Origin of the sequence: Streptomyces paradoxus (assembly GCF_014202475.1) — a bacterium.
Taxonomy (GTDB): Bacteria; Actinomycetota; Actinomycetes; order Streptomycetales; family Streptomycetaceae; genus Streptomyces; species Streptomyces paradoxus.
Window position 1 is genome coordinate 210521 of sequence record NZ_JACHGV010000010.1, and the last position, 23176, is coordinate 233696.

The window sequence follows — 23176 nt, forward strand, 5'->3', positions numbered from 1 at the left end:
GGCCGGATAGCATCTGGCTCCGATGGACACCGAAGCACAGCCGACGGAGCGCGACCGCTCCTCCCGCCCTTCCGCATCCGAGGGAACGACCTCGGAGGCCGCAGGGCCGGAGGACCGGTCGCGTTTCGCGTTGGTGTCGCGACTCAGCTCCTGGATCCCGGGCGGCCGGATCACTCTCACCCTGCTCGTCTGCCTGCTTTTCCTGCTGTTGCTCAGTACGTTCGTGCTGCGCCCGTTCCAGATCCCCAGCGGATCCATGGAGCAGGGATTGAGGATCGGGGACCGGGTTCTCGTAAATAAGTTGGCATACCGTTTCGGTGCCGTGCCGCAGCGGGGAGACATCGTCGTGTTCGACGGGACCGGGTACTTCGGGCACGCGGACTACATCAAACGCGTTGTCGGTGTGGGGGGAGACCGCGTGGTCTGCTGCGACAGGGAGGGGAGGATCCAGGTGAACGGCCGGCCGGTCGACGAGTCGGGCTTCCTGTATCCCGGCGACAGCCCGTCCGCGGTGCCCTTCGACGTCGTCGTGCCCGACGGCACCCTGTTCGTCCTCGGCGACCACCGCAGCGACTCCAGCGACTCCCGCGACCACCTCGGCTCGCCGGGCGGCGGCATGATCCCCGTCGGCGACGTGATCGGACGAGCCGACTGGATCATCTGGCCCTTCGGTCACGTCACCGGGCTGCACCGCCCCGACGCCTACGCGCGCGTGCCCGCCGGAAGGGCGGGCGCCCATGGGTAACCGCGGCAAACCGCGCGGCGTCCCCGCGAGCCCCGCGGAGAACCTGCTGCCCACCGGCGCCCGGCGCGCCGCCGGCGCCGCCTCCAGCGGCCGGACACGCGCCGAGCGGCGCAAGCTCCAGCGCAAGGTCAAGCGGCGCCGCAGGCGCGGTGCCGTCAAGGAGATACCGCTCCTCGTGGGCGTCGCCGTCCTGATAGCGCTCGTGCTGAAGACGTTCCTCGTGCAGGCCTTCGTCATCCCGTCCGGCTCCATGGAGCAGACGATCCAGATCGGCGACCGCGTCCTGGTCGACAAGCTCACCCCGTGGTTCGGCTCGAAGCCGCAGCGCGGGGACGTCGTCGTCTTCAAGGACCCCGGCGGCTGGCTCCAGGACGAGCAGCCCGCCAAGCAGAAGTCGGACCCCGTCGTCATCAAGCAGGTCAAGGAAGGGCTCACTTTCATCGGCCTGCTGCCGTCGGAGAACGAGAAGGACCTCATCAAGCGGGTCGTCGGTGTCGGCGGCGACCGCGTCAAGTGCTGCGACACGCAAGGGCGCGTGACCGTCAACGGCGTCCCGCTGATCGAGGACTACCTGTATCCCGGCATCGCCCCGTCCGACACGCCGTTCGACATCACCGTCCCCCAAGGGCGGCTGTGGGTGATGGGCGACCACCGGAACAACTCCGCGGACTCCCGCGCCCACCAGGACACCGACTACGGGGGCACCGTCTCCGAGGACGAGGTGGTGGGCCGCGCCATGGTCATCGCCTGGCCCTTCGGGCACTGGAACATGCTGGAGGAACCGAATACCTACGCCTCCGTGTCCGACTCGGCCACCGGGTCGACCGCTGCTCCCGAACTGTCGCATAGGGTTGCCTCCTACGATTCGAATGGAACGATCCAGCTCCCGACCCCTGCGGAACTCCCGCTCGTTATGGGAGTGGTGGGCCTGCGTCGTGTGTGGGGCAGGCGGCGGCACAGAGTGAGGAGTTGGCGTGGGGGATGTGGCGGTTGGCGCACGGTCCGGACACGACGGCGAGGAGCATCGCGGACGCCCCGCGGAATCCGCCGTCCCGGCCGCGGACAGCGCCGTGACCTCCGGGAGTGACTCCGGGACAGCCGAGGACGGCAGGGTGACGGGAGAACACACGACAGCCGGAGAGCCGGGCGGACCGGCCCGGACACCGAAGAAGCCGCGCTCCTTCTGGAAGGAGTTGCCCATCCTGATCGGTATCGCGCTGGTTCTGGCGCTGCTGATCAAGACCTTCCTGGTGCAGGCGTTCTCCATCCCCTCCGACTCGATGCAGAACACCCTCCAGCAGGGTGACCGCGTCCTGGTCGACAAACTCACCCCCTGGTTCGGCTCCGAGCCCGAGCGCGGCGAGGTCGTCGTCTTCCACGACCCGGACAACTGGCTGGCGGGCGAGCCGACCACGGACCCGAACGCCCTGCAGACCTTCCTCAGCTGGATCGGCCTCATGCCGTCCGCGGAGGAGAAGGACCTCATCAAGCGCGTCATCGGCGTCGGCGGCGACACCATCGAGTGCAAGGGCACCGGCCCGCTCACGGTCAACGGCAAGGCGCTGAACGAGCAGTCGTACGTCTACGCCGGCAACACGCCGTGCAGCGTCGACGACCAGGGCGGCCAGTTCAAGGTGAAGGTCCCCAAGGGCTTCATCTGGGTCATGGGCGACCACCGGCAGAACTCGCGGGACTCCCGCTACAACCAGTCCGACAAGAACCACGGCATGGTCCCGGTGAAGGACGTCGTCGGACGCGCCGTCGTCGTCGCCTGGCCGATCAACCGCTGGGACAACCTGCCGGTGCCGGACACCTTCGACCAGTCCGGTCTGAACGCCCAGCCGAACGCGGCGGGCCTGCCGGTCGCACCGCAGGGGATCGCGCTCCTCGGTGTGGTGCCGGTGGTGCTCTGGCGTCGCCGGAAGCAGTGATCCCGACCATGGGCTGACCGTGGCCTGTACCCCCGGGTAGGGTGCGGACCCATGGGTGGCGAGAGCATGACGCACACGGCCCCGCGCAGCGGCGGCTCAGGGACGGGCCCGGTGGGCAGCCGGACCGGACAGCGACTGTCCGGGCTGGCCGTCGCACTGGGCCTTGTGCTGTTCCTCGGCGGGTTCGCCTGGGGAGCGGTGGTCTACCGGCCCTACACCGTCCCCACCAGTTCGATGACACCGACGATCGACGCGGGCGACCGGATCCTGGCGCAGCGCGTCGACGGTGGCGAGGTGCGCCGCGGCGACGTCGTGGTCTTCAAGGACGCGACCTGGGCCAACGCCCCCATGGTCAAGCGCGTGGTCGCCGTCGGCGGCGACACGGTCTCCTGCTGCCAGGACGGCAGGCTGAAGGTCAACGGCAAGGAGATCGACGAAACGTACCTGCCCAAGGGCACCCCGGCCGAGATGAGCAACTTCCCGACCGTGACCGTCCCCAGGGGCCGCCTTTTCCTGCTCGGCGACGAGCGCGGCAACTCCGTGGACTCCACCGCCCACCTGACCGACGCCGCCAGCGGCACGGTGGCGCGCTCGGCCGTGGACGCCCGTGTCGACTCCGTCGTGTGGCCGATGAAGGGCATGCTGGAGCGCCCCACCGGCTTCGAGCCGCTCGGCGCCCTCTCCTCGCCCGGCCCGCTGCGGACGATCACGCTCCTCGTGATCGCCGGCGCCGTGCTCGTCCTGGGCGGAGGCGCCTATGGCCCCATCGCCAAGCGCACCGGCGCCGCCCGGGCCCGACGGGAGAGCGCGGAACCCGCAGGTGCCCGCTGAGGCCGTGGGGACGGGCCAGGACACCTACGAGGGCGGGTTGCGCAAGGTCGCCCGGGTCGTGCTGCTCGACCCCCGGGATCGCATCCTGCTGCTCCACGGGCACGAACCGGACGATCCGTCTTACGACTGGTGGTTCACCCCCGGCGGTGGCGTCGAGGGCGACGAGAGCCGTGAACAGGCCGCCCTGCGGGAACTCGCCGAGGAGACGGGCATCACCGAGGTCGAGCTCGGCCCGGTGCTGTGGCGGCGGAGGTGCTCTTTCCCGTTCGCCGGACGCCGCTGGGACCAGGACGAGTGGTACTACCTGGCCCGCACCGACCGCACGGCGGTGGCCGCCACCGGGCTGACCGAGCTGGAACGGCGCAGTGTCGCCGGAGCGCGCTGGTGGACGTGTCCGGAACTGAGCCGGGCACATGAGACGGTGTATCCGACCAGACTCGCCGGGCTGCTGCGCACGCTGCTCGACGAGGGTCCCCCGGCCAGGCCTGTGATCCTTGACCCGGAAATCGTCTAGGGGCTCACGGGACTGGCGCACAATGGGGGGATCGCACGGCTGAAGGGGAACATGCCATGAGCGCCGAGGACCTCGAGAAGTACGAGACCGAGATGGAGCTGAAGCTCTACCGGGAGTACCGCGATGTCGTCGGTCTGTTCAAATATGTGATCGAGACCGAGCGGCGCTTCTACCTGACCAATGACTACGAGATGCAGGTGCACTCGGTCCAGGGTGAGGTGTTCTTCGAGGTGTCCATGGCGGATGCCTGGGTGTGGGACATGTACCGGCCGGCGCGGTTCGTGAAGCAGGTCCGCGTCCTCACGTTCAAGGACGTGAACATCGAGGAGCTGAACAAGAGCGACCTGGAGCTGCCGAGCGGGTGACAGGGTTGTCCACAACCGCTGAGTAACCCACCAAGATCAACTCCTTGGACGTGGCTGCGTGATCGTTGGCACCGGAGGTGGTGCCGACATGACCGCACATCTGGCACGCAGTGCCATGGGCAGGTACGGGGAGAGCCTGGCCGCGCGGCGGCTGGCCGAGGCCGGTCTGACGGTCCTGGAGCGCAACTGGCGCTCCGGCCGCACCGGCGAGATCGACATCGTGGCCAGGGACGGGGACGTCCTGGTCGTCTGCGAGGTGAAGACCCGCAGGGAGGGCCGCTTCGAGCATCCGATGGCAGCCGTGACCCCGCAGAAGGCGGAGCGGCTGCGGGACCTGGCCGAGCGGTGGATCCAGACGCACGGAGGCGCGCCGCCCGGCGGAGTCCGCATCGACCTGGTCGGGGTGCTGCTGCCCGCCCGCGGCGCCGCCGTGGTCGAGCATGTGCGGGGGGTGGTCTGAATGGCATTCGCCCGTACGTGTTCGGTCGCGCTGGTGGGCGTCGAGGGCGTGGTCGTCGAGGTCCAGGCGGACCTGGAACCCGGCGTCGCGGCCTTCACGCTGGTGGGGCTGCCCGACAAGAGCCTCACGGAGAGCCGGGACCGGGTACGCGCAGCCGTCGTCAACTCGGGCGCGGCGTGGCCGCAGAAGAAGCTCACCGTCGGCCTGAGCCCGGCCTCGGTGCCGAAGTCCGGCAGCGGTTTCGACCTGGCCGTCGCCGCGGCGGTCCTCGGCGCGGCGGAGCGCATCGACCCGCGCGTCCTCGCCGACATCGTGATGATCGGCGAACTCGGGCTGGACGGCCGGGTGCGGCCGGTGCGAGGGGTGCTGCCGGCGGTCCTGGCCGCGGCCGGTGCGGGGTACGAGCAGGTGGTGGTGCCGGAGTGCGCCGCCGCCGAGGCGTCCCTCGTGCCCGGCGTGTCGGTGCTGGGCGTCCGCAGCCTGCGGCAGCTGATCGCCATCCTGGCCGACGAACCGGTGCCCGACGAGGAGCCGGACGAGCAGGGCCGCCCGGACCCCCTGCTCGCCGGGCTGCGCATGCCGGGGACCGGCGCGGCCACGGGCATGCACAGCGTCGGCGCGGCGCAGCCGGACCACGGCCATGACCTGGCGGACGTCGTCGGGCAGACCTCGGCGCGCACGGCGGTGGAGGTGGCCGCGGCGGGCGGGCACCACCTCTTCCTCGAAGGACCGCCCGGCGCCGGCAAGACGATGCTCGCCGAGCGGCTGCCGACCGTCCTGCCCCGGCTCGGCCGGCAGGAGTCGCTGGAGGTCACCGCGGTCCACTCGGTGGCGGGCCTGCTGCCGCCCGGCAAGCCGCTGATCGATGTCGCCCCCTACTGCGCACCGCACCACTCGGCCACCATGCAGGCGCTCGTCGGCGGCGGCCCAGGCGTCGCACGGCCCGGGGCGGTGTCGCTGTCCCATCGAGGGGTGCTGTTCCTCGATGAGACGCCGGAATTCAGCAGCCAGGCCCTGGACGCGCTGCGGCAGCCGCTGGAGGCGGGGCACGTCGTGATCGCGCGCAGTGCGGGAGTGGTGCGCTTCCCGGCGAAGTTCCTCATGGTGCTCGCCGCCAACCCCTGCCCGTGCGGCCGGTTCTCGCAGCGCGACGACCTGTGCGAGTGCCCGCCCTCGGCCGTCCGCCGCTACCAGGCCAGGCTCTCCGGCCCGCTGCTGGACCGCGTAGACCTGCGGGTCGAGGTGGACCGCGTCACCCGCGCCCAGCTGACCGCCTCCGGCGCCAGGGGCGAGTCGACCGCGACGGTCGCCGACCGGGTGCGGGCGGCCCGGGAACGGGCCTCGCACCGCCTCGCCGGCACCCCCTGGTGCACGAACAGCGAGGTGCCCGGCCGCGAGCTGCGCAGCCGCTGGTACGCCGTGCCGGGCGCGATGGACGAGGCCGAGCGGAGCCTGGAGCGGGGCGTCCTGACCGCCCGCGGGCTCGATCGCGTCCTGCGCGTGGCCTGGACCGTCGCCGACCTCGTCGGCCACGACCGGCCCGACGCCTCGGACGTCGCCCTCGCGCTCCAGCTGCGCACCGGAGTGCCGCGAGGCGTCCCCATGGCCATCGGGGCACTGACATGAGCGTCGACGGCGGACCGGACGAGGAGCTGCTCGGCCGTGTCCTGCTCACCCGGGTCATCGAGCCCGGCGACGAGGTCGGCGGGCGGTGGGTGCGGGAGCTCGGGGTCGGGGCGGTGGTGCGGCGTCTCGGGGAGGGCGGGGCGCCTCTGCCGGGGGCGAGAGGGACGCGGTGGGCCGGGCTGGTGGCCCGGGCTCGGGCCGCCCGGCCGCGCCGGGATCTTGAGGCCGCCCGGGACGCCGGAGTCCGGTTCGTGTCCCCCGGGGACGCGGAGTGGCCGGGGCAGCTCGACGATCTCGGAGATGCCCGGCCCCTGGGGCTGTGGGTGCGCGGGCGGCCCAGTCTGCGGATGTGGGCGCTGAGGTCGGTCGCCGTGGTCGGTGCCCGGGCCTGCACCGAGTACGGGGCCCATATGGCCGCGACCCTCGCCGCCGGCCTCGCCGAGCAGGGCTGGGTCGTGGTGTCCGGCGGCGCCTACGGAGTCGACGGCGCCGCCCATCGCGGAGCGCTAGGAGCCGGCGGCGCCACCGTCGCCGTCCTCGCCTGCGGCGTCGACCGGCCCTACCCCCGCGGCCACACCCAGCTGATCAGCAGGATCGCCGAACAGGGGCTGGTGATCGGCGAGTTGCCGCCCGGCGATCACCCGACACCGAGCCGGTTCATCCTGCGGAACAGAGTGATCGCCGCACTCACCCGCGGCACGGTCGTCGTCGAGGCCGCCCTCCGCAGCGGCTCCCTGGTCACCGCGCGGGCGGCACAGCGCCTCGGCCGGCACACGATGGGCGTGCCGGGCCCGGCCACCAGCGGGCTCTCCGCCGGAGTGCACGATCTGCTGCGCGGCGAGGCGGCCCTGGTCACCGACGTCGCGGACGTCGTCGAACTGGTCGGTGACATCGGAGAGCTGGCCCCCGACCGGCGCGGTCCCGTCCTGCCCCGGGACCTGCTGGAACCGGCCGCCCGGCAGGTGCTCGCCGCACTGCCCGGCCGCGGGTCCGCCCGGCCGGACGAGATCGCGCGCTCCGCACAGACCGCACCGGACGACGCGATCGCGAGACTGTACGAACTCCGAGCACTCGGTTACGTCGAACGACACGGCGACGGCTGGAAGTTGACACGCCAGGCGGTGATGTCGGTCCGCGACGGTCGCGGACCGGGTTGACCGTGCCGGTTCGGCCGTCCGGGGGAACCCCGACATCCCTTGGAAATGCGCCCAGTTGAGGCCTTCGGGTGATCACACCGGGCCGCCGCGACGCCCGGCGGGACGTCCTCGGGAACAGGTCTGCGCCCGCCTTGGCCTCCTTACTTCGCACACCGCGACTCCGTAGTCACGCTACGCTCACGAGGATCCCGACACGGACAGGCAACTCGACATCAGACAGACAGCTCACCTCAGCAGCACCACTTCGCAGCAGAACGGCACAAGGCGACGAATGCCCCAGCACACCTCCGGGTCCGACCGGGCGGCGATCCCCCCAGCCGCCCGTGACGGTGGCAGCGTGCGGCCGCCCGCTCCCTCGACGCTCGACGAGCTGTGGCGGTCGTACAAGGCGACGGGGGACGAGCGGCTGCGGGAGCAGCTGATCCTGCACTACTCGCCGCTCGTGAAGTACGTCGCGGGACGGGTCAGTGTGGGCCTGCCGTCCAACGTCGAGCAGGCCGACTTCGTCTCGTCCGGGGTCTTCGGACTGATCGACGCCATCGAGAAGTTCGACATCGACCGCGAGATCAAGTTCGAGACGTACGCGATCACCCGGATCCGCGGCGCGATGATCGACGAACTCCGGGCGCTGGACTGGATCCCCCGCTCGGTGCGGCAGAAGGCGCGCAACGTGGAGCGGGCGTACGCCACGCTGGAGGCGCGGCTGCGGAGGACCCCGAGCGAGGGCGAGGTGGCCTCCGAGATGGGCATCGCCGTCGAGGATCTGCACGCGGTGTTCAGCCAGTTGTCGCTGGCCAACGTGGTGGCCCTGGAGGAGCTGCTGCACGGGAGCGGTGAGGGCGGCGACGGGCTCAGCGTCATGGACACGCTGGAGGACACGGCCGCCGACAACCCCGTCGAGGTCGCCGAGGACCGGGAGCTGAGGAGGTTCCTGGCGCGGGCGATCAACACGCTGCCCGACCGGGAGAAGACCGTGGTCACGCTGTACTACTACGAGGGCCTCACCCTGGCCGAGATCGGGAACGTGCTGGGTGTGACCGAGAGCCGGGTCAGCCAGATCCACACCAAGTCGGTGCTGCAACTGAGAGCGAAGCTCGCGAGCTTCGGCCGCTGACCAGGCCGGATGCCGCCGGATCGGCCTCAACCACTCCCGGATGGCGGGACGCGTCCGTAGAGTGTTGACGTGCCAAGGATTCGAGCGGCCTCCGTGGCCGAGCACCGGTCGATGCAGCGAGCCGCCCTGCTGGACGCGGCTCGTTCCTTGTTGTCCGAGGGCGGTACGGAGGCGCTGACCTTCCCGGCCCTCGCCGAGCGGACGGGCCTCGCGCGATCGTCCGTCTACGAGTACTTCCGGTCCCGGGCGGCCGTGGTCGAGGAACTGTGCGAGGTCGACTTCCCGGTCTGGGCGGCGGACGTGTCGGCGGCCATGGAGCGGGCCGGGACGGCCGAGTCGAAGGTCGAGGCGTATGTGCGCCGGCAGCTGGAACTGGTCGGGGACCGGCGGCACCGGGCCGTGGTCGCGATCTCCGCGAGTGAGCTCGACGCGGGGGCGCGGGAGAAGATCCGGGCAGCGCACGGCGGGCTGGTCGCGATGATCGTCGAGGCGCTGGGCGAGCTCGGGCACGCGCAGCCCCGGCTGGCGGCGATGCTGCTGCAGGGGGTCGTGGACGCGGCCGTGCGGAGGATCGAGCTGGGGGCGGCGGAAGAACCGGCCGCCATTGTCGATGCGGCGGTTTCCATGGCTCTGCGGGGTGTGCGGGGCTGAAGGCGGGGCCGGTCCGCAGTCGGCCGGGCGGAGTCCCGACGCGTCCACCCGCGGGCGGCCACAATGGCCCGCCCACCTGCGGAGAGCTATGCGAGCGGCAGCAGCCTGGACGGGCCTCTGCGCAAAAGCCACGACGGCAGCAGCGACAGCGGGTCCAGGTACACCTCGCCGCGACGCAGCCCCCAGTGGACGCACGAGGCCGCCGTGCAGTGCGAGCCGCTCGCGTCCACGGTGCCGATCACCTCGCCCGGTTCCACCTCCTCGCCCTTCTCGACCGTCGCCGTCACCGGTTCGTACGTCGTGCGCAAGGGCGGATCGCCCGTCCCCGTGAGGTCCACCGAGACGACTCCCTTGCCGGCCACCCGGCCCGCGAAGGAGACCCGGCCCGCGGTCACCGCTCGAACCGGTGTGCCCGCCGGCGCCGCCAGGTCCACGCCCCGGTGGCCGGGGCCGTAGGGCGTCGCGGGTGGCTCCCAGCCCCGCAGGACCCGGGGGCGTAAGCCGACGGGCCAGGTGCGGCCGATCGCCGGCACGGTGACGTCCGCGAGGGGCGCGTCCGCCGCGAACAGCGGTGGTGGCGGGGCCAGCAGGGCCGTCGCCGTGACGATCAGCAGCAGGATCAGGCGCGCGCAGACGCGCGCACATCGGTTCGCTCGCATGCGGAAAGCGTCCCGGAAGGCGGGCGTCGCCGCTCGCGGCTGTGGGCGGGTGCGCGGTTGTGGACAACGGCGTCACCCGGCACCCCGCGGGTCCCGTACACTTCTGGTGGCGACCCGAGCCATCGGGTCGACTTCGCACGCCCCGATACGAACCTCGGCAACGGGCCCGTATCAGCGCCCCTCGGTCCCTCGTGGAACGGCGCGCAGTGGGCGTCAGGCGCGGAAGCCGTCCGGCATCCGCGGCACAACCGAGAAATTCAAGGAGATACGGCCATGGCCGTCGTCACGATGCGGGAGCTGCTGGAGAGCGGCGTCCACTTCGGTCACCAGACCCGTCGTTGGAACCCGAAGATGAAGCGCTTCATCTTCACGGAGCGCAACGGCATCTACATCATCGACCTGCTCCAGTCGCTGTCGTACATCGACCGCGCCTACGAGTTCGTCAAGGAGACCGTCGCCCACGGCGGCACGGTCATGTTCGTCGGCACGAAGAAGCAGGCGCAGGAGGCCATCGCCGAGCAGGCCACTCGCGTCGGCATGCCCTTCGTGAACCAGCGCTGGCTGGGCGGCATGCTCACCAACTTCTCGACCGTCTACAAGCGCCTGCAGCGCCTGAAGGAGCTCGAGCAGATCGACTTCGAGGACGTGGCCGCCTCCGGCCTCACCAAGAAGGAGCTGCTGGTTCTCTCCCGCGAGAAGGCCAAGCTGGAGAAGACCCTCGGCGGTATCCGCGAGATGTCCAAGGTGCCCAGCGCCGTCTGGATCGTGGACACCAAGAAGGAGCACATCGCCGTTGGTGAGGCCCGGAAGCTGAACATCCCGGTCGTCGCGATCCTCGACACCAACTGCGACCCCGACGAGGTCGACTACAAGATCCCGGGCAACGACGACGCGATCCGCTCCGTCACCCTGCTCACCCGCGTCATCGCCGACGCCGTCGCCGAGGGCCTCATCGCCCGCAGCGGTGTCGCCACCGAGGGCAAGGGCGAGAAGGCCGCCGGCGAGCCGCTCGCCGAGTGGGAGCGTGACCTGCTCGAGGGCGAGAAGAAGGCCGACGAGGCTGCCCCCGCCGCCGAGGCCGCCCCCGCCGCCGAGGCCGCTCCGGCCGCTGAGGCCGCTCCGGCCGCCGAGGCCCCCGCCGCCGAGGCCGAGAAGCCGGCCGAGGGCGACAAGCCGGCCGAGGCCGAGCAGGCCTGACCCGTCAGTCCCGTGGTGACGGCGGGAGCGGTACTGCATCCACCAGCGCCCTCGGCGCGGTGAAGTCCGCTCCCGCCGTTCACCCGTAGGTCAGCGGAAGGACAGCGCGCTCCTGCTCCATGGAGCGCATCCGCAGATCTTCGATCTTCCAGACTTCGAGAGAGATTCACAGACTCATGGCGAACTACACCGCCGCCGACGTCAAGAAGCTCCGTGAGCTCACGGGCGCCGGCATGATGGACTGCAAGAAGGCGCTGGACGAGGCCGAGGGCAACGTCGAGAAGGCCGTCGAGGCGCTCCGCATCAAGGGCCAGAAGGGCGTCGCCAAGCGCGAGGGCCGTTCCGCCGAGAACGGTGCCGTCGTCTCGGTCATCGCCGACGACAACTCCTCCGGTGTCATCGTCGAGCTGAAGTGCGAGACGGACTTCGTCGCCAAGGGTGACAAGTTCCAGGCCGTGGCCAACACCATCGCCCAGCACGTCGCCAAGACCTCCCCGGCCGACCTGGAGGCCCTGCTCGCCTCCGAGATCGAGGCCGGCAAGACCGTCCAGGCGTTCGTCGACGAGGCCAACGCCAACCTGGGCGAGAAGATCGTCCTGGACCGCTTCGCGCAGTTCGCCGACGGCTACGTGACGGCGTACATGCACCGCACGATGCCCGACCTGCCCCCGCAGATCGGTGTCCTCGTCGAGCTGGACAAGCCGAACGCGGAGATCGCCAAGGGCGTCGCCCAGCACATCGCCGCCTTCGCGCCGAAGTACCTCTCCAAGGAGGACGTGCCGGCCGAGGTCGTCGAGTCCGAGCGCCGCGTCGCCGAGGAGACCACCCGCGCCGAGGGCAAGCCCGAGGCCGCCCTGCCGAAGATCGTCGAGGGTCGCCTCAACGGCTTCTTCAAGGACGCCACGCTGCTCGGCCAGCCGTACGCTCTGGACAACAAGAAGTCCGTCCAGAAGGTCCTGGACGAGGCCGGTGTCACCCTGAAGCGCTTCTCGCGCATCAAGGTCGGCATCTGAGTCCGTACCGCGCTCGACGCCCGGCCCCGATAGGGTCGACAGCAGTCGTCCGCGTACGCCGTCACATGAGTGGCGGACGACAGCAGATCTGACAAGGAGGCCATTGCCGTATGGGATGCGAAACACGCCCCACCGGCAATGGCCTTCTTGGTATGTGCAACACGTGAAAGAGGCGGGATCCCCCATGACCACCAAGGCCCAGAAGAGCGACGACGGCAAAGTGCGCGGCCGGTTTCTGCTGAAGCTGTCCGGAGAGGCCTTCTCCGGTGGCGGCGGCCTGGGCGTCGACCCCGACGTGGTGCACAAGATCGCCCGTGAGATCGCCGCCGTCGTGCGCGACGGCGCGCAGATCGCGGTCGTCATCGGCGGCGGCAACTTCTTCCGCGGCGCCGAACTCCAGCAGCGCGGCATGGACCGGGCCCGCTCCGACTACATGGGCATGCTCGGCACCGTCATGAACTGCCTCGCCCTCCAGGACTTCCTGGAGAAGGTCGGCGTGGACTGCCGGGTGCAGACCGCCATCACCATGGGCCAGGTCGCCGAGCCGTACATCCCGCTGCGCGCCGTACGGCACCTGGAGAAGGGCCGCGTGGTCATCTTCGGCGCCGGTATGGGCATGCCGTACTTCTCGACCGACACCACCGCCGCCCAGCGCGCCCTGGAGATCGACGCCGAGGCGCTGCTCATGGGTAAGAACGGCGTGGACGGGGTCTACGACTCCGACCCGAAGACCAACCCGGACGCGGTGAAGTTCGACCACCTCGGCTACGGCGAGGTCATCACGCGCGATCTGAAGGTCGCCGACGCCACGGCGGTGACGCTGTGCCGCGACAACAAGCTCCCGATCGTGGTCTTCGAGCTGCTGGCGGAGGGCAACATCGCCCGCGCCGTCAAGGGTGAGAAGATCGGCACGCTGGTGGGGGACCCCGGCAGCCGGGACTGATACCCGAGAACGACCCCGTCCGGGGGACGGACGGGACGGAGCCGGGCCGGGGGATGGACAATGTCCCGCCGGTCGGGAACCGTTCAGAAGAAGACGCGACGCAGCCGGCCGCCGCCCCACATGGAACCGCAGCCGGGCCTACTCAAGACACGCAGGAGCAAGTGGTGATCGAAGAGACCCTCCTCGAGGCCGAGGAGAAGATGGAGAAGGCCGTCGTGGTCGCCAAGGAGGACTTCGCCGCGATCCGCACCGGCCGTGCGCACCCGGCGATGTTCAACAAGATCGTGGCCGACTACTACGGCGCGCCGACGCCGATCAACCAGCTGGCCTCGTTCTCCGTGCCCGAGCCGCGTATGGCCGTGGTGACCCCCTTCGACAAGAGCGCGCTGCGCAACATCGAGCAGGCGATCCGCGACTCCGACCTGGGCGTCAACCCGAGCAACGACGGCAACATCATCCGGGTGGTGTTCCCCGAGCTCACCGAGGAGCGCCGCCGCGAGTACATCAAGGTCGCCAAGGGCAAGGGCGAGGACGCGAAGATCTCGATCCGCTCCGTGCGCCGCAAGGCGAAGGAGGCCATCGACAAGCTGATCAAGGATGGCGAGGTCGGCGAGGACGAGGGCCGCCGTGCGGAGAAGGAGCTCGACGACACCACCGCGAAGTACGTCGCGCAGGTGGACGAGCTCCTGAAGCACAAGGAAGCGGAGCTGCTCGAGGTCTGATGAACGACTCTTCCTGGGGGGCGCCGCCACAGGCCGGGTACTGGGGGCCCACCGACCAAGGGCATGGTCGCGGGCACGTCCAGGGGCCGGGCCACGGGCACGTCCAAGGGGCCGCTCCGGCGGGTCCCGCATACGATGCGTATGAAGCGCCTCAGACTCGCCCCATGCCCATCGTGCCCGACGTGACCGACTTCGGCGGAAACCAGGATGACGACCGGGGGGCTGCTCGGCTGAGCGGCACCCCGGTCCGAAACGACACGAATCCGGAGCCCATGCCCGACGCCTCGCAGCCGGCACCCAAGCCGCCGAAGAAGAGCGCGGGTCGCGACCTGAGTGCCGCGATAGGGGTCGGTGTCGGGCTCGGTGCGGTGATCGTCGCCTCGCTGTTCGTCGTCAAGGCCGTGTTCGTCGGCGTCGTCGCGGTGGCCGTGGTGGTGGGCCTGTGGGAGCTGACCAAGCGGCTGGAGGAACGCAAGGGCATCCGGGCGCCCCTCGTGCCGCTCGCGCTCGGCGGTGCCGCGATGGTCGTCGCCGGGTACGTCCGGGGCGCCGAGGGCGCGTGGGTGGCGATGGCGCTCACGGCGCTGGCCGTCCTGGTCTGGCGCATGACCGAACCACCCGAGGGCTACCTGAGGGACGTCACGGCCGGTGTCTTCGCGGCGTTCTACGTGCCGTTCCTCGCGACCTTCGTCGCGATGATGCTGACCGCGGAAGACGGCGCGCAGCGGGTGCTCACCTTCCTGCTGCTCACGGTCGTCAGCGACACCGGTGCCTACGCCGTCGGCTGGCGGTTCGGCCGGCACAAGCTCGCCCCACGCATCAGCCCCGGCAAGACGCGGGAGGGCCTGCTCGGCGCGGTCTCCTTCGCCATGGTCGCGGGGGCGCTGTGCATGCAGTTCCTCATCGACGACGGTGCCTGGTGGCAGGGTCTGGTGCTGGGCCTCGCGGTCGCGGTCACCGCCACGCTCGGCGACCTCGGCGAGTCCATGATCAAGCGGGATCTCGGCATCAAGGACATGGGCACGCTGCTGCCGGGCCACGGCGGCATCATGGACCGCCTCGACTCGCTGCTGCCCACGGCTCCGGTGGTGTGGCTGCTGCTCGTGCTGTTCGTGGGGTCCGGCTGAGCCGACCGGTTGTCGTCAGCGAGCCCCTGCCCGGCCGGGCAGGGGCTCGCTGACGTCTCGGGGAGACGCCCGGGGGCCTGGGGTGGGACGATTCAGATGTACCTCCCAAAGGAGGCCATCATGGCCATCATCCGAGAGAGCATCGACGTCGACCGCCGTCCGGAGGAGGTCTACCAGTACGTCATGGACACGCAGCGCATGCCGGAGTGGCAGCTGAGCGCCGTGTCCGCGGAGCGTCTCGACGAGGGGCCCGTCGGTGTCGGCACCCAGGTCCGGGTGACCCGGCACGTCGGCCGTCGTGTCATGCCGATGACCATGGAGGTCACCGAGTACGACCCGCCGCACAGCTGGGGCATGCGCGGCGTCGACGGACCCGTCCGGGCGCATGTGCACGGCGAGGTCGAACCCTACGACGAGGGCCGGCGCTCCCACGTCACGATCGACATCGACTTCGAGGGCCACGGCATGGGCAAGGTCCTGGTCCCACTCGTCGTACGCCCCCAGGTCCGCAAGGAGCTCCCGCGCAACGAGCGGCTTCTCAAGGACCGGCTGGAGGGGACGGGCGGGTAGAGCGTCTTTCGCCCCGGCGGCTCGCCTCAGCGCCGCCGGGGAAACTTCCAGCCGTTCCGGCGCAGCTTGAACAGGACGGATACCCCGCAAAGGGCCCACACGGCGAGGAAGGCCCACGTGAACCACGGCGGGCCCTGCCGCTTCTCGGCCAGATGTACCGATGTCGCGCAGAAGGACGTCATTGCGCGCGCGTGCCCGGCCTCATGGACAGGAACACTCGGTTCCGCCGACCGGGGCCGCAGGCCACGTGAATCGATCTGCGACACTGGTACGGCCATGCCTAAGCCCGGAGAACTGATGTGATCCGGGCACGAAGAAGCCCCCTACCAGCGATGTTGCCGCCAGTGGGGGGCTGTCTTGTACCCGCCGGGCCGTCCCTGGGCCGTCAGGGCTTCTGGGCCGTGCCGAAGACGCCATCCAGGGCCCGGCGGGCGCGCTCGGTGCTGCTGGGCATCAGGTGGGCGTACACCCGCAGTGTCATCGCCGGGTCGGAGTGCCCGAGGTATTCGCTGACGGCCTTGATGCTCTCGCCCGCGTCCAGGAGGACTGAGGCGTAGAAGTGGCGGAGGGCGTGCATTCCGTGCTGCCGAGCGGAGGCGTACGGCTTGCCGGGTTCGGGCGTCGGGATGAGGCCGGCCGCCGCCAGGGCAGGCTTCCACTCCTGGATGTTGAAGTTGCTTCGCCAGACGATCCCGTCGGCCGTGTTGGTGAAGATGAGGCGGCGCTCGGTGAGGGGGCCGTCCGGCCTGGCCCACGGCAGCTTGATTGCTACGGGCGGGTGATTCTTTATGTGCCGCCGCAAGGCGGAGGCGACCGAGGACGGCAGCGGTACGTCCCGTTCCTTGTTGCCCTTGGGTGGAGCGAAGACGGCGACGCCCCGGATCAGCTTGACCTGAGCGGTGACCCGCAGGGTGTCGCTGTCGAGCTGCAAGGTGTCTTCGGCCAGGCCGAGGATCTCGCCCTGGCGGAGGCCGCATCCGCTGCCGACGTCGACCATGGCTCGGTAGCGCTCGGGTAGGGCGTCTCGGACCGCTCGTATCTGCGAGGGGAGCCAGGGCACGACCCGGGCAGTCGAGACGGCGGGCGGACGCACTGACGCTGCCGAGCACGGGTTCCGGGCGAGGAAGCCGTCATCCACGGCGGCCGACAGCACAGCGCGGACGTTGGCGTAGATGTTGCGGGCGTAGGTGCTGCCCATCGGACCGTTCTCCAGGTCGCGCACGAACTCGCGGATGTGGACCGGGCGGAAAGACCCGAGCGGTCGAGCCCCGATACGCGGGAAGGCGTGCAGCCGAAGCCGGGTCTCCACACCGATGCGCGTGTTCAGGTCGGTGGTCTGCCCGGTGATCCAGCGCTCCGCGTACTGCTGAAAGGTGGTCTGCGCTGCCCTGGGGTCCACGTACTGACCACGGGACATGTCGGCAGCCGTCTCGGCCAGCCACTCTTCCGCCCGGCGCTTCTGGCGGTCCGGGAAGGACTTGCTCTTCTCTGTGCCGTCCGGGCCGACGTACCGAGCTCGGTAGCGGAGTCCGTTGCCGTAGCGTTCGGTCTTGACCCTCATCGGCTTGCCGTCTGGCCCCGGCTCGGTCTTGTACCAGCGGTCTTGGATGTGTCCCGCCATCAGGCAGCCTCCCCAAGCTGGGAGTCCACCCAGGCCCGTATGTCGTCCGGGTCGAAGCGGAGATGCCGGCCGACTCGGAAGCCGCGGGGACCGGTGCGCTTGCGGCGCCACTGGTAGACCGTCTCGACGCTGGGCAGCTCGAACATCTCGACCAGGTCCTCAGGCGTCAGGAACCGGGTCGGCAGCTCTGAGGCCATGGTCAGTACTCCCCTTCGGTGAGTTGGTCGCGTAGGGCTTCGCGGGCGGTTTCGCGGTTGAGTTGGAGGCCGCGGGCGATGGTGGCGGCCAGGACGGATTCGCCGGGCGTGTGGCCGTGTCCGGCGTACTGCCAGTCGGTGAGGACGAGGACGGTGTCCGGCTCCTGGTCCTCGAGGCCGAGGGCGGCGTGTTCCTGGGCGGCGCGGTAGTCGGCACGGGCCTGCCTCAGGGCGCCGAGGGTGGTGGAGTAGCGGCGGGACTTCGAAGAGAAGTGGCCGCGAAAGCCGAGCATGTGAGCCCAGGCCCACAGGCGCCGGTCCGGGTAGAGCGGGTCGAGCTGCTTGCAGGCCTCGATGAGGCGGCGGGTGTGGTCGGGGACCTGGTGGCGGTCGAGCTCGGAGAGTTCGCCGATGCGGCGGTCCAGGGTGCCGGTCGTCTCGGCGGCCTTGGTGGCGTACTTGGCCACGTAGGAGGCGACGGCCTGTTCGGTGATGTCGGAGCCGTCTCCGAACGCCTTGACCGGCCGGACGTCGAGCTGTCGGCCCCAGCGGAAGGTCCGGGCGGGTTGGTCGTCGGCGGCGGGGACGGAGACCGAGGTGTAGGAGTGCGCGGCGGCGGCCCGGATGGCGTCCGTGAGGAGGTCGACCGTGGCCCAGTTCGGCGGTGGGGTGCCGGGCCCGTCCGGTCCGTCGATGCGGATCACGGCGTGGAAGTGCAGAGCCCCACGCTTCTGGAACTCAGCGACCTTGCCGTAGGAGAGCCGAGCGGCTTCTTTCAGCTCCCGCTGCGAGAGGCCGGCGCGGGCGGCTACCTCACGGCGGAGCCGGTTGGTGAAGCGCTGCCAGAGCTGTCCGGCGTGGTTGTTGAACAGCACCGTGCCCGCGTAGTCGTACGTCTCGGGGTCGAGCGCCGTGCCGAGGGCGGAATCGTCGGCGGCGTGGCGGGTGCCGCAACGGCAGACACCCCGGTCGGGCCGGTTGTGGACGCGACCGAACGAGGGGGCGGTGAGGGTGGCGAATACGCGGGGGTGGTCGCGGACGGTGGCGGGGATGTCGCGTCGGTCGTCTCCGGCCAGGCCCGCTCGGATGAGGTGGTAGGTGTCGCCCGCGTACGTCCAGGCGCAGGAAGGGCAGCGGGAGGCCCGGCGGTTGCCGCAGGCGACGCGGAGCCGCCCGCCCGGTTCGCCCTCGGTGGAGTAGTGGTGCAGCGTCTCGCCGGTGGTCTTGTCCTTGTGCAGGACCCAGCCGGTCAGGTGGATGGGGTCGGCACAGCCGCCGGTGCGGCGGATCTGCTCGTGCCAGCGGTGGTAGTCAGAGGCCGAAGTCACCCTCAGCAGGTCGCCGAGGGTGGCACGGTCGAGCAGCTGCTCAGGCACGAGCACCCTCCCGGTCGGGGCGGGTGCGGGTGACGCCGAGGCCGTCGCAGGCCGGGCAGTGGGCGGTGATGGTGCGCAGGTGACCACGGTGGTCGCGGCCGCCGAGGGTGACGGCGACGGAGGCGAAGCCGTCGCAGGCCGGGCAGATCCTCGGCGGGGGCGAGCTGTGGTGGGCCATGATGGTGGTTCCTTTCGATTGCGGTTGGAAGGAACGGCCCCGGGTGGCGGCGTGCTTGGCGGCTTGTGCGCCACCCGGCGGCCTCTCAGCGAGTGGTGTGGGAGCCCCGGCGGGTGCGGCCCTTGGCCGCATACATGGCGGCGTCGGCAGCGGCGAGGGCGTCTGTCAGGAGGGGCACCGGCAGCTCCGCGATAGGGCAGACGCCGACTGAGGCGGCCAGCGGCCGGTGCAGCACTGCTGTGAGCGCGTCGAGGTCGCCGGCGGCCAGGTCCCGGATCACGGCGACGAATTCGTCCCCGCCCAGGCGGCCCGCGGTGCCGTTGTGTCCGCACCAGGCGCGCAGCCGGTCGGCGGTGGCGACGAGGGCGGCGTCCCCGGCGGCGTGGCCGTGGGTGTCGTTCAGGGTCTTGAAGTGGTCGAGGTCGACCAGGAGCACGGCCGCGTTCGGGTGCCGGCGGATGAGGTGTTCGGCGCGGGCGGTCCATCCGGCGCGGGTGTGCAGGCCGGTGAGCGGGTCGCGGCGGGCGCAGGCGAGACGGCGGGTGAGGATGCCGCCGTGCACGGCCCAGCCGAGTAACGGCACGATGCTCGCGGCTATGTGCAAGTCCATGGCGTTGCTCCTTGGCGATGGCGGTTGGCTGACGGAATCCGGTCCCAGGAGCGGCGGCGTGCTTGGCGGCTTGTGCGTCGCCCCTGGGACCGTTCAGCGGCGGTGCTGCGAGGAGATGAGCGAGCGGATCACTACGGCGCAGACGGCGACGGACGCGCCGGTGACGGCGACGGCCAGGAGCATCGAGACCAGGACGGCGCCGACGACCAGGACCACGGCCGTACCAGCGCCCACCAGGGCGAGGGCTGTGCCGGGGGTGAGCTGGATCGTCGGGCGGGTCGACGCGGTCGGCGCAGGGACGGGCGTCGGGTGGTGCTGGACCACGGTGGTGGGCTCGACGACGGTGGGCGGGGTGATGAGTCCGGTAGGGCTGGGCATGGTGGGGATCTTCGGGCGGAGCATGGCGGTTCTCCCTTCGGGGCTACTTGCTGAGGGCGGTGTCGATCGCGGGGGCCAGGACGCTGTCGGCGAGGAGGTATCCGCCGAGGAGGAGGACAGCGACGAGCCACCAGGGCGGGCGGAGGAACTTGACGCCGAGGTAGCCGACGACGGCGAGGGCGAACCAGAGGGGGACCTGCACGGCGGTGTCTCCTAGCGGACGCGGCAGCGGTGGGTGCGGGCGGCGAGCTGGGCGGCGCTCTGGCTGGAGTGGTCGGCGGACCAGCCGCAGCGGTCGGCGGTGCAGACGGCGGCGTACTTGGTCTGGCCGTGGCGGTCGCGGTGGGTGCCGATCTGCACGGGGCCGATCCGCATCACGGAGTGGAAGTAGTCGCGGGCTGGCATGGCGGATGGTTCTCCTTCCGGGTCAGGCGAGCTGGGCGGCGATGGCGTCGGCGAGGTGGGGCGGGACGCCGAGTCGGGCACGCAGGGTGTCGGTGTCGATCGGCGCGCCGGTGCGGTCGCGGTAGTCGGCGGCGACCTTGCGGGCGTGGTCGATGAGGACGGCGGGGACTGCGGGTGCCGGGTCGGCGGGCGGAAGCGCCGGCGGTTCCTCCACCGGGGCCGGGGCGGGCTCCGGGTCCGGCGTGGGTTCGGGGGCCGGTTCGCGGTCGTCGGCGAGATCGGGTTCCGGGGCCGCGGCGGGCGCCGAGGCATCCGGCATCCGGTGGTCGCCGGAGTGTGCGAGGAGGGTTCCGCCGAGGAAGGCGAGCGCGGGCCATCCGGCGATGCCGAGGCGGAGCAGGGCGGGCGGGTCGGTCAGGTCGAGAAATCCGGCGGTGGCGACGTTGGCGCCGAGCGAGGCGAACAGGGCCATGAGGAACCAGCACCAGGCCAGCCGGGACGGGCCCTCACTGCGGAGTCGTCGCCAGGCGGCGACCAGGAGCAGGTCGACGCTGACCGGGTAGGCCCAAGCCTTCCAGCCGTCCTGTCCGGCAGCGGCGGCCAGGTCGTGCAGATGGGCGAAGGACAAGGCTCCGGCGATGACGGCCTGAACCAGGACGGCATCGACGCGCAGGCTGTGACGGGCAGTCATCAGGACTCCTCCCCGGTCGGCGGTTCGGGGAGTGAGGCGGCCAGGGAAGGGCTGACGGCGTCCACGAAGTCGAGGTCAGCGCCGGTCGTGTCGGCGTAGAGGGCGAGCTGGCCCAGGAGCAGGACCGTGCGGGCGAAGTCCTCGCAGTCGGGGCACATGGCGGGGGTTCTCCCTTCATCAGACATGGCAGGGGCAGGGACCTGGCGCGAAGGGCGGTCGCACCGACCGTTGGGCGGGGGAACTCAGGCCGTGACGGGAGCCGTCTTGGACAGCGGCACCGGGGCCTCGGAGGAGCTGACCAGCTCGGGCCGGAAGGCGGCCAGTTCGGGCAGGGCCGGTGTGCGGTCGGCGTGCCGGTTGCAGGTGTTCACGGCCTGGCGGAGCGAGGTGTGCGGGGCCCGGATGCGGTGCCAGCCACCGGTGGAGTCCCCGGCGATGGCCAGCCCGCGTGTCTCTGCGGGGATCTGGATGGCGGCCAGGACCGCTTCCGGGGAGATGTCGCCGAAGGCCATGTTGGCGCTGGTCTCGTCGTTGACGCGGTGGGCGGTGCGGCCGGTGAGCTGGGCGCGGAGCATGGTGATGCCCTTGCCGAGTTCGGAGCCGAAGCGCTGCCCGCAGATTTCGAGGTAGATGCCGGCCGCGCGGCCGAGCTGGGCGAGACGGACCAGTGTGGTGATGATGCGGTCGCGGCGCTTCTCCTCCTCCTTGCCGGCGAACAGGGCGAGTTCGGCGACCTCGTCGACCAGGACCACGACCGGGACGGGTCGGATGCCGTCGGGCAGGTCCCAGATGTCGGCGGCTATCTCGGCGTCGGGCACGGCGGAGGTGATGCGCTGCTCAGCCCGGATGAGCTGGTAGACCCCTTCCATGCGGGACACGAGCGCGTCGAGGAGCTCGGCGGCGGTGTCGGGGTTGTCGGCGAGGGCGGAGAACCGGCGGGCCAGCGGGAACAGCTCCACCCCCTGTTTGCAGTCGATGCCGACCAGGGCGACGTCCATCGGGGCGAGCCCGGCGACCAGGTTGCGCTGGTAGACGGACTTGCCAGACTCGGTGGCCCCCAGGGTGAGGGCGTGCGGAACGGCCCGGTAGTCGCGGTAGTGGACCGAGCCGTCCTCGCGCAGGGCGACCGGAACCCTCATGGGGCGGGTGTCGACCTTGGCGGGCATCTGCACCCGCTTGAGGACGTCGTAGCCGGTCATCCGCACTTCCACGACACCCGAGCGCACCTCACGCGAGGTGACCCCGTACATGGAGAAGGAGTGGCGCAGCCGGTCCGAGGCGGCGGCGACGTCGAAGGCGTCCTGACCGGGGCGCAGTCCCAGGCGCAGGACCAGACCGGTACGGGTCGGCCGGAAGCGCAGGATGCGCGGCGGGCGGGAGTCCGGCACGGGCCGGTTGGCGATCCGTGCCAGAGCCAGGCGCCAGCGCGGGGGCGGGACCGTCAGGCCACAGGCGTCCATGACGGAGGCGTAGCGGACCAGGACCCGCAGCGAGGCGAGGGTGACGCCGAAGGTCATCCAGTACCAGGCGGGGCGCCGCCACCGCAGGAGACCCGCAGCAGCGACGACCAGCACCAGAGCGACCGTGAAGGCGGTCATTGTCAGGCCGCCTTCGAGTTCGCGGCAGCGGCGGCCAGCGAGGTGACGGCGACCGCGCGGAAGGCGATGCCGTGCCGCTTCTGACCGTTGAAGTCGTTCTCCCACGGCCGTGCGATCAGGCCCGTGAGCGCGACCGGCGTGCCCATGGTCAGCTCACCGGAGATGCCCGGCTCGGGGACGGTGATGGAGAGGATCTCCACCTCGTCGTTGGCGGCGAACATCACGTCGACCGTCATCAGTTTCGCGCCGGACTCGACGTCCATGGCGATCTCACCGGTACGGCGGTCCTTCACCTTGGGCTGCGGGGTCTTGGCGACCATCACGGTCGCGGCGGAGGTGTCCACGGGGATCTGACGCATCGTCTTGTCTCCTGCTGTGGTGGGTTCTTGGCCGACGTCCCGTCGGTGAGATCAGGAGACCGCGAGAGGGGGTGGACGCATCACGGCCCGTATGGACGTTTAGGGACGTCTGAGCTACCGTCAAAACGTCCCTACGGG

The 23176-nt window shown here is 70.9% G+C and carries 30 protein-coding genes; 17 read left to right on the forward strand and 13 right to left on the reverse strand.

Features of this window, described 5'->3' with window-relative positions; all coding sequences use genetic code 11:
• The first annotated feature begins 22 nt into the window (after window positions 1-22).
• From lepB (HNR57_RS29780) to HNR57_RS29830, 11 genes are all read left to right on the forward strand, one after another.
• Entirely contained in the window at window positions 23-745 is a 723-nt protein-coding gene (gene lepB, locus HNR57_RS29780) for a signal peptidase I (RefSeq protein WP_184564772.1), read from the forward strand.
• Entirely contained in the window at window positions 738-1832 is a 1095-nt protein-coding gene (gene lepB / locus HNR57_RS29785) for a signal peptidase I (RefSeq protein ID WP_184564774.1), read from the forward strand. The genes lepB (HNR57_RS29780) and lepB (HNR57_RS29785) overlap by 8 nt, the downstream gene beginning before the upstream one ends.
• On the forward strand, window positions 1720-2676 hold the full coding sequence (lepB, locus tag HNR57_RS29790; RefSeq protein ID WP_184564776.1) for a signal peptidase I: 957 nt from the start codon (window positions 1720-1722) through the stop codon (window positions 2674-2676). The genes lepB (HNR57_RS29785) and lepB (HNR57_RS29790) overlap by 113 nt, the downstream gene beginning before the upstream one ends.
• A gap of 51 nt (window positions 2677-2727) precedes the next feature.
• Window positions 2728-3507, forward strand: a complete 780-nt coding sequence (gene lepB / locus HNR57_RS29795) for a signal peptidase I (protein ID WP_184564778.1) — start codon at window positions 2728-2730, stop codon at window positions 3505-3507.
• Window positions 3497-4021, forward strand: a complete 525-nt coding sequence (locus HNR57_RS29800) for an NUDIX hydrolase (RefSeq protein WP_184564780.1) — start codon at window positions 3497-3499, stop codon at window positions 4019-4021. The genes lepB (HNR57_RS29795) and HNR57_RS29800 overlap by 11 nt, the downstream gene beginning before the upstream one ends.
• Before the next feature lie 56 nt (window positions 4022-4077).
• A complete protein-coding gene (locus HNR57_RS29805; protein ID WP_003993268.1) occupies window positions 4078-4386 on the forward strand; it encodes a DUF2469 domain-containing protein in 309 nt (102 codons plus the stop codon).
• A 58-nt stretch (window positions 4387-4444) separates the two neighbouring features.
• Window positions 4445-4846 carry a YraN family protein gene (locus HNR57_RS29810; RefSeq protein WP_184564782.1) on the forward strand — a complete coding sequence of 134 codons (402 nt, stop codon included), beginning with the start codon at window positions 4445-4447 and terminating at the stop codon, window positions 4844-4846.
• Complete coding sequence (locus HNR57_RS29815; RefSeq protein ID WP_184564784.1) at window positions 4847-6472, forward strand: YifB family Mg chelatase-like AAA ATPase; 1626 nt, start codon at window positions 4847-4849, stop codon at window positions 6470-6472.
• On the forward strand, window positions 6469-7629 hold the full coding sequence (gene dprA, locus HNR57_RS29820; protein ID WP_184564786.1) for a DNA-processing protein DprA: 1161 nt from the start codon (window positions 6469-6471) through the stop codon (window positions 7627-7629). Before HNR57_RS29815 ends, dprA begins: the two co-directional genes overlap by 4 nt.
• A gap of 271 nt (window positions 7630-7900) precedes the next feature.
• Window positions 7901-8743 (forward strand): RNA polymerase sigma factor WhiG, encoded by an 843-nt coding sequence (gene whiG / locus HNR57_RS29825; RefSeq protein ID WP_184564788.1) that lies wholly within the window; start codon window positions 7901-7903, stop codon window positions 8741-8743.
• Between the two features lie 93 nt (window positions 8744-8836).
• The gene (locus tag HNR57_RS29830) at window positions 8837-9394 is read left to right on the forward strand and encodes a TetR/AcrR family transcriptional regulator (RefSeq protein WP_184564983.1); all 558 of its coding nucleotides are present in this window, start codon (window positions 8837-8839) and stop codon (window positions 9392-9394) included.
• An 86-nt stretch (window positions 9395-9480) separates the two neighbouring features.
• Here the strand turns inward: HNR57_RS29830 and HNR57_RS29835 are convergent, their stop codons facing one another.
• Window positions 9481-10053, reverse strand: coding sequence for a M23 family metallopeptidase (locus tag HNR57_RS29835; protein ID WP_184564790.1), 573 nt, complete (start codon window positions 10051-10053; stop codon window positions 9481-9483).
• A gap of 273 nt (window positions 10054-10326) precedes the next feature.
• Here HNR57_RS29835 and rpsB point away from each other — a divergent pair, with 273 nt between their 5' ends.
• The 6 genes from rpsB to HNR57_RS29865 all read left to right on the forward strand — a co-directional run bounded on the left by rpsB (window position 10327) and on the right by HNR57_RS29865 (window position 15625).
• Window positions 10327-11250 carry a 30S ribosomal protein S2 gene (gene rpsB / locus HNR57_RS29840; RefSeq protein WP_184564792.1) on the forward strand — a complete coding sequence of 308 codons (924 nt, stop codon included), beginning with the start codon at window positions 10327-10329 and terminating at the stop codon, window positions 11248-11250.
• A 176-nt stretch (window positions 11251-11426) separates the two neighbouring features.
• On the forward strand, window positions 11427-12263 hold the full coding sequence (gene tsf / locus HNR57_RS29845; RefSeq protein ID WP_184564794.1) for a translation elongation factor Ts: 837 nt from the start codon (window positions 11427-11429) through the stop codon (window positions 12261-12263).
• Between the two features lie 184 nt (window positions 12264-12447).
• The gene (gene pyrH / locus HNR57_RS29850; RefSeq protein ID WP_003993277.1) at window positions 12448-13206 is read left to right on the forward strand and encodes a UMP kinase; all 759 of its coding nucleotides are present in this window, start codon (window positions 12448-12450) and stop codon (window positions 13204-13206) included.
• Between the two features lie 164 nt (window positions 13207-13370).
• Entirely contained in the window at window positions 13371-13928 is a 558-nt protein-coding gene (gene frr, locus HNR57_RS29855; protein ID WP_006136598.1) for a ribosome recycling factor, read from the forward strand.
• The gene (locus HNR57_RS29860; protein ID WP_184564796.1) at window positions 13928-15055 is read left to right on the forward strand and encodes a phosphatidate cytidylyltransferase; all 1128 of its coding nucleotides are present in this window, start codon (window positions 13928-13930) and stop codon (window positions 15053-15055) included. The genes frr and HNR57_RS29860 overlap by 1 nt, the downstream gene beginning before the upstream one ends.
• A gap of 120 nt (window positions 15056-15175) precedes the next feature.
• On the forward strand, window positions 15176-15625 hold the full coding sequence (locus HNR57_RS29865; RefSeq protein WP_184564798.1) for an SRPBCC family protein: 450 nt from the start codon (window positions 15176-15178) through the stop codon (window positions 15623-15625).
• 385 nt (window positions 15626-16010) lie between these two features.
• Here HNR57_RS29865 and HNR57_RS29870 read toward each other — a convergent pair whose 3' ends face one another.
• From HNR57_RS29870 to HNR57_RS29925, 12 genes are all read right to left on the reverse strand, one after another.
• Window positions 16011-17246 (reverse strand): tyrosine-type recombinase/integrase, encoded by a 1236-nt coding sequence (locus HNR57_RS29870; RefSeq protein ID WP_184564800.1) that lies wholly within the window; start codon window positions 17244-17246, stop codon window positions 16011-16013.
• Window positions 17246-17443 (reverse strand): helix-turn-helix transcriptional regulator, encoded by a 198-nt coding sequence (locus HNR57_RS29875; protein WP_184564802.1) that lies wholly within the window; start codon window positions 17441-17443, stop codon window positions 17246-17248. Before HNR57_RS29875 ends, HNR57_RS29870 begins: the two co-directional genes overlap by 1 nt.
• Window positions 17444-17445: 2 nt before the next feature.
• Window positions 17446-18819: a replication initiator protein RepSA gene (gene repSA, locus HNR57_RS29880; protein ID WP_184564804.1), complete on the reverse strand. Its 1374-nt coding sequence runs from the start codon at window positions 18817-18819 to the stop codon at window positions 17446-17448.
• Window positions 18812-18997, reverse strand: coding sequence for a hypothetical protein (locus tag HNR57_RS29885; RefSeq protein ID WP_184564806.1), 186 nt, complete (start codon window positions 18995-18997; stop codon window positions 18812-18814). Before HNR57_RS29885 ends, repSA begins: the two co-directional genes overlap by 8 nt.
• Window positions 18998-19082: 85 nt before the next feature.
• On the reverse strand, window positions 19083-19607 hold the full coding sequence (locus tag HNR57_RS29890; RefSeq protein WP_184564808.1) for a GGDEF domain-containing protein: 525 nt from the start codon (window positions 19605-19607) through the stop codon (window positions 19083-19085).
• 93 nt (window positions 19608-19700) lie between these two features.
• Window positions 19701-20009 (reverse strand): SpdD-like protein, encoded by a 309-nt coding sequence (locus HNR57_RS29895; RefSeq protein ID WP_184564810.1) that lies wholly within the window; start codon window positions 20007-20009, stop codon window positions 19701-19703.
• Between the two features lie 19 nt (window positions 20010-20028).
• Window positions 20029-20187: a hypothetical protein gene (locus tag HNR57_RS29900; RefSeq protein WP_184564812.1), complete on the reverse strand. Its 159-nt coding sequence runs from the start codon at window positions 20185-20187 to the stop codon at window positions 20029-20031.
• Between the two features lie 11 nt (window positions 20188-20198).
• On the reverse strand, window positions 20199-20390 hold the full coding sequence (locus HNR57_RS29905; protein WP_184564814.1) for a mobile element transfer protein: 192 nt from the start codon (window positions 20388-20390) through the stop codon (window positions 20199-20201).
• Between the two features lie 22 nt (window positions 20391-20412).
• Window positions 20413-21081 (reverse strand): DUF2637 domain-containing protein, encoded by a 669-nt coding sequence (locus tag HNR57_RS29910; protein ID WP_184564816.1) that lies wholly within the window; start codon window positions 21079-21081, stop codon window positions 20413-20415.
• Entirely contained in the window at window positions 21081-21239 is a 159-nt protein-coding gene (locus tag HNR57_RS29915) for a hypothetical protein (RefSeq protein WP_167396220.1), read from the reverse strand. The genes HNR57_RS29910 and HNR57_RS29915 overlap by 1 nt, the downstream gene beginning before the upstream one ends.
• Window positions 21240-21323: 84 nt before the next feature.
• Window positions 21324-22679, reverse strand: a complete 1356-nt coding sequence (locus HNR57_RS29920) for an FtsK/SpoIIIE domain-containing protein (protein WP_184564818.1) — start codon at window positions 22677-22679, stop codon at window positions 21324-21326.
• A 2-nt stretch (window positions 22680-22681) separates the two neighbouring features.
• Entirely contained in the window at window positions 22682-23038 is a 357-nt protein-coding gene (locus HNR57_RS29925) for an SCO3933 family regulatory protein (RefSeq protein WP_184564820.1), read from the reverse strand.
• Between the last annotated feature and the right edge of the window lie 138 nt (window positions 23039-23176).

Excerpts from the sequence above, each read along its gene's own strand:
- HNR57_RS29860 (WP_184564796.1), top strand. The coding sequence starts at position 13,928 with ATGAACGACTCTTCCTGGGGGGCGCCGCCACAGGCCGGGTACTGGGGG.
- pyrH (WP_003993277.1), top strand. The coding sequence starts at position 12,448 with ATGACCACCAAGGCCCAGAAGAGCGACGACGGCAAAGTGCGCGGCCGG.
- HNR57_RS29835 (WP_184564790.1), bottom strand. The coding sequence starts at position 10,053 with ATGCGAGCGAACCGATGTGCGCGCGTCTGCGCGCGCCTGATCCTGCTG.
- HNR57_RS29915 (WP_167396220.1), bottom strand. The coding sequence starts at position 21,239 with ATGTGCCCCGACTGCGAGGACTTCGCCCGCACGGTCCTGCTCCTGGGC.
- HNR57_RS29805 (WP_003993268.1), top strand. The coding sequence starts at position 4,078 with ATGAGCGCCGAGGACCTCGAGAAGTACGAGACCGAGATGGAGCTGAAG.
- lepB (WP_184564778.1), top strand. The coding sequence starts at position 2,728 with ATGGGTGGCGAGAGCATGACGCACACGGCCCCGCGCAGCGGCGGCTCA.
- whiG (WP_184564788.1), top strand. The coding sequence starts at position 7,901 with ATGCCCCAGCACACCTCCGGGTCCGACCGGGCGGCGATCCCCCCAGCC.
- HNR57_RS29890 (WP_184564808.1), bottom strand. The coding sequence starts at position 19,607 with ATGGACTTGCACATAGCCGCGAGCATCGTGCCGTTACTCGGCTGGGCC.
- HNR57_RS29925 (WP_184564820.1), bottom strand. The coding sequence starts at position 23,038 with ATGCGTCAGATCCCCGTGGACACCTCCGCCGCGACCGTGATGGTCGCC.
- HNR57_RS29885 (WP_184564806.1), bottom strand. The coding sequence starts at position 18,997 with ATGGCCCACCACAGCTCGCCCCCGCCGAGGATCTGCCCGGCCTGCGAC.
- HNR57_RS29865 (WP_184564798.1), top strand. The coding sequence starts at position 15,176 with ATGGCCATCATCCGAGAGAGCATCGACGTCGACCGCCGTCCGGAGGAG.
- HNR57_RS29815 (WP_184564784.1), top strand. The coding sequence starts at position 4,847 with ATGGCATTCGCCCGTACGTGTTCGGTCGCGCTGGTGGGCGTCGAGGGC.
- dprA (WP_184564786.1), top strand. The coding sequence starts at position 6,469 with ATGAGCGTCGACGGCGGACCGGACGAGGAGCTGCTCGGCCGTGTCCTG.
- lepB (WP_184564772.1), top strand. The coding sequence starts at position 23 with ATGGACACCGAAGCACAGCCGACGGAGCGCGACCGCTCCTCCCGCCCT.
- HNR57_RS29875 (WP_184564802.1), bottom strand. The coding sequence starts at position 17,443 with ATGGCCTCAGAGCTGCCGACCCGGTTCCTGACGCCTGAGGACCTGGTC.
- HNR57_RS29905 (WP_184564814.1), bottom strand. The coding sequence starts at position 20,390 with ATGCCAGCCCGCGACTACTTCCACTCCGTGATGCGGATCGGCCCCGTG.
- HNR57_RS29910 (WP_184564816.1), bottom strand. The coding sequence starts at position 21,081 with ATGACTGCCCGTCACAGCCTGCGCGTCGATGCCGTCCTGGTTCAGGCC.
- HNR57_RS29920 (WP_184564818.1), bottom strand. The coding sequence starts at position 22,679 with ATGACCGCCTTCACGGTCGCTCTGGTGCTGGTCGTCGCTGCTGCGGGT.
- tsf (WP_184564794.1), top strand. The coding sequence starts at position 11,427 with ATGGCGAACTACACCGCCGCCGACGTCAAGAAGCTCCGTGAGCTCACG.
- HNR57_RS29870 (WP_184564800.1), bottom strand. The coding sequence starts at position 17,246 with ATGGCGGGACACATCCAAGACCGCTGGTACAAGACCGAGCCGGGGCCA.
- HNR57_RS29895 (WP_184564810.1), bottom strand. The coding sequence starts at position 20,009 with ATGCTCCGCCCGAAGATCCCCACCATGCCCAGCCCTACCGGACTCATC.
- lepB (WP_184564774.1), top strand. The coding sequence starts at position 738 with ATGGGTAACCGCGGCAAACCGCGCGGCGTCCCCGCGAGCCCCGCGGAG.
- rpsB (WP_184564792.1), top strand. The coding sequence starts at position 10,327 with ATGGCCGTCGTCACGATGCGGGAGCTGCTGGAGAGCGGCGTCCACTTC.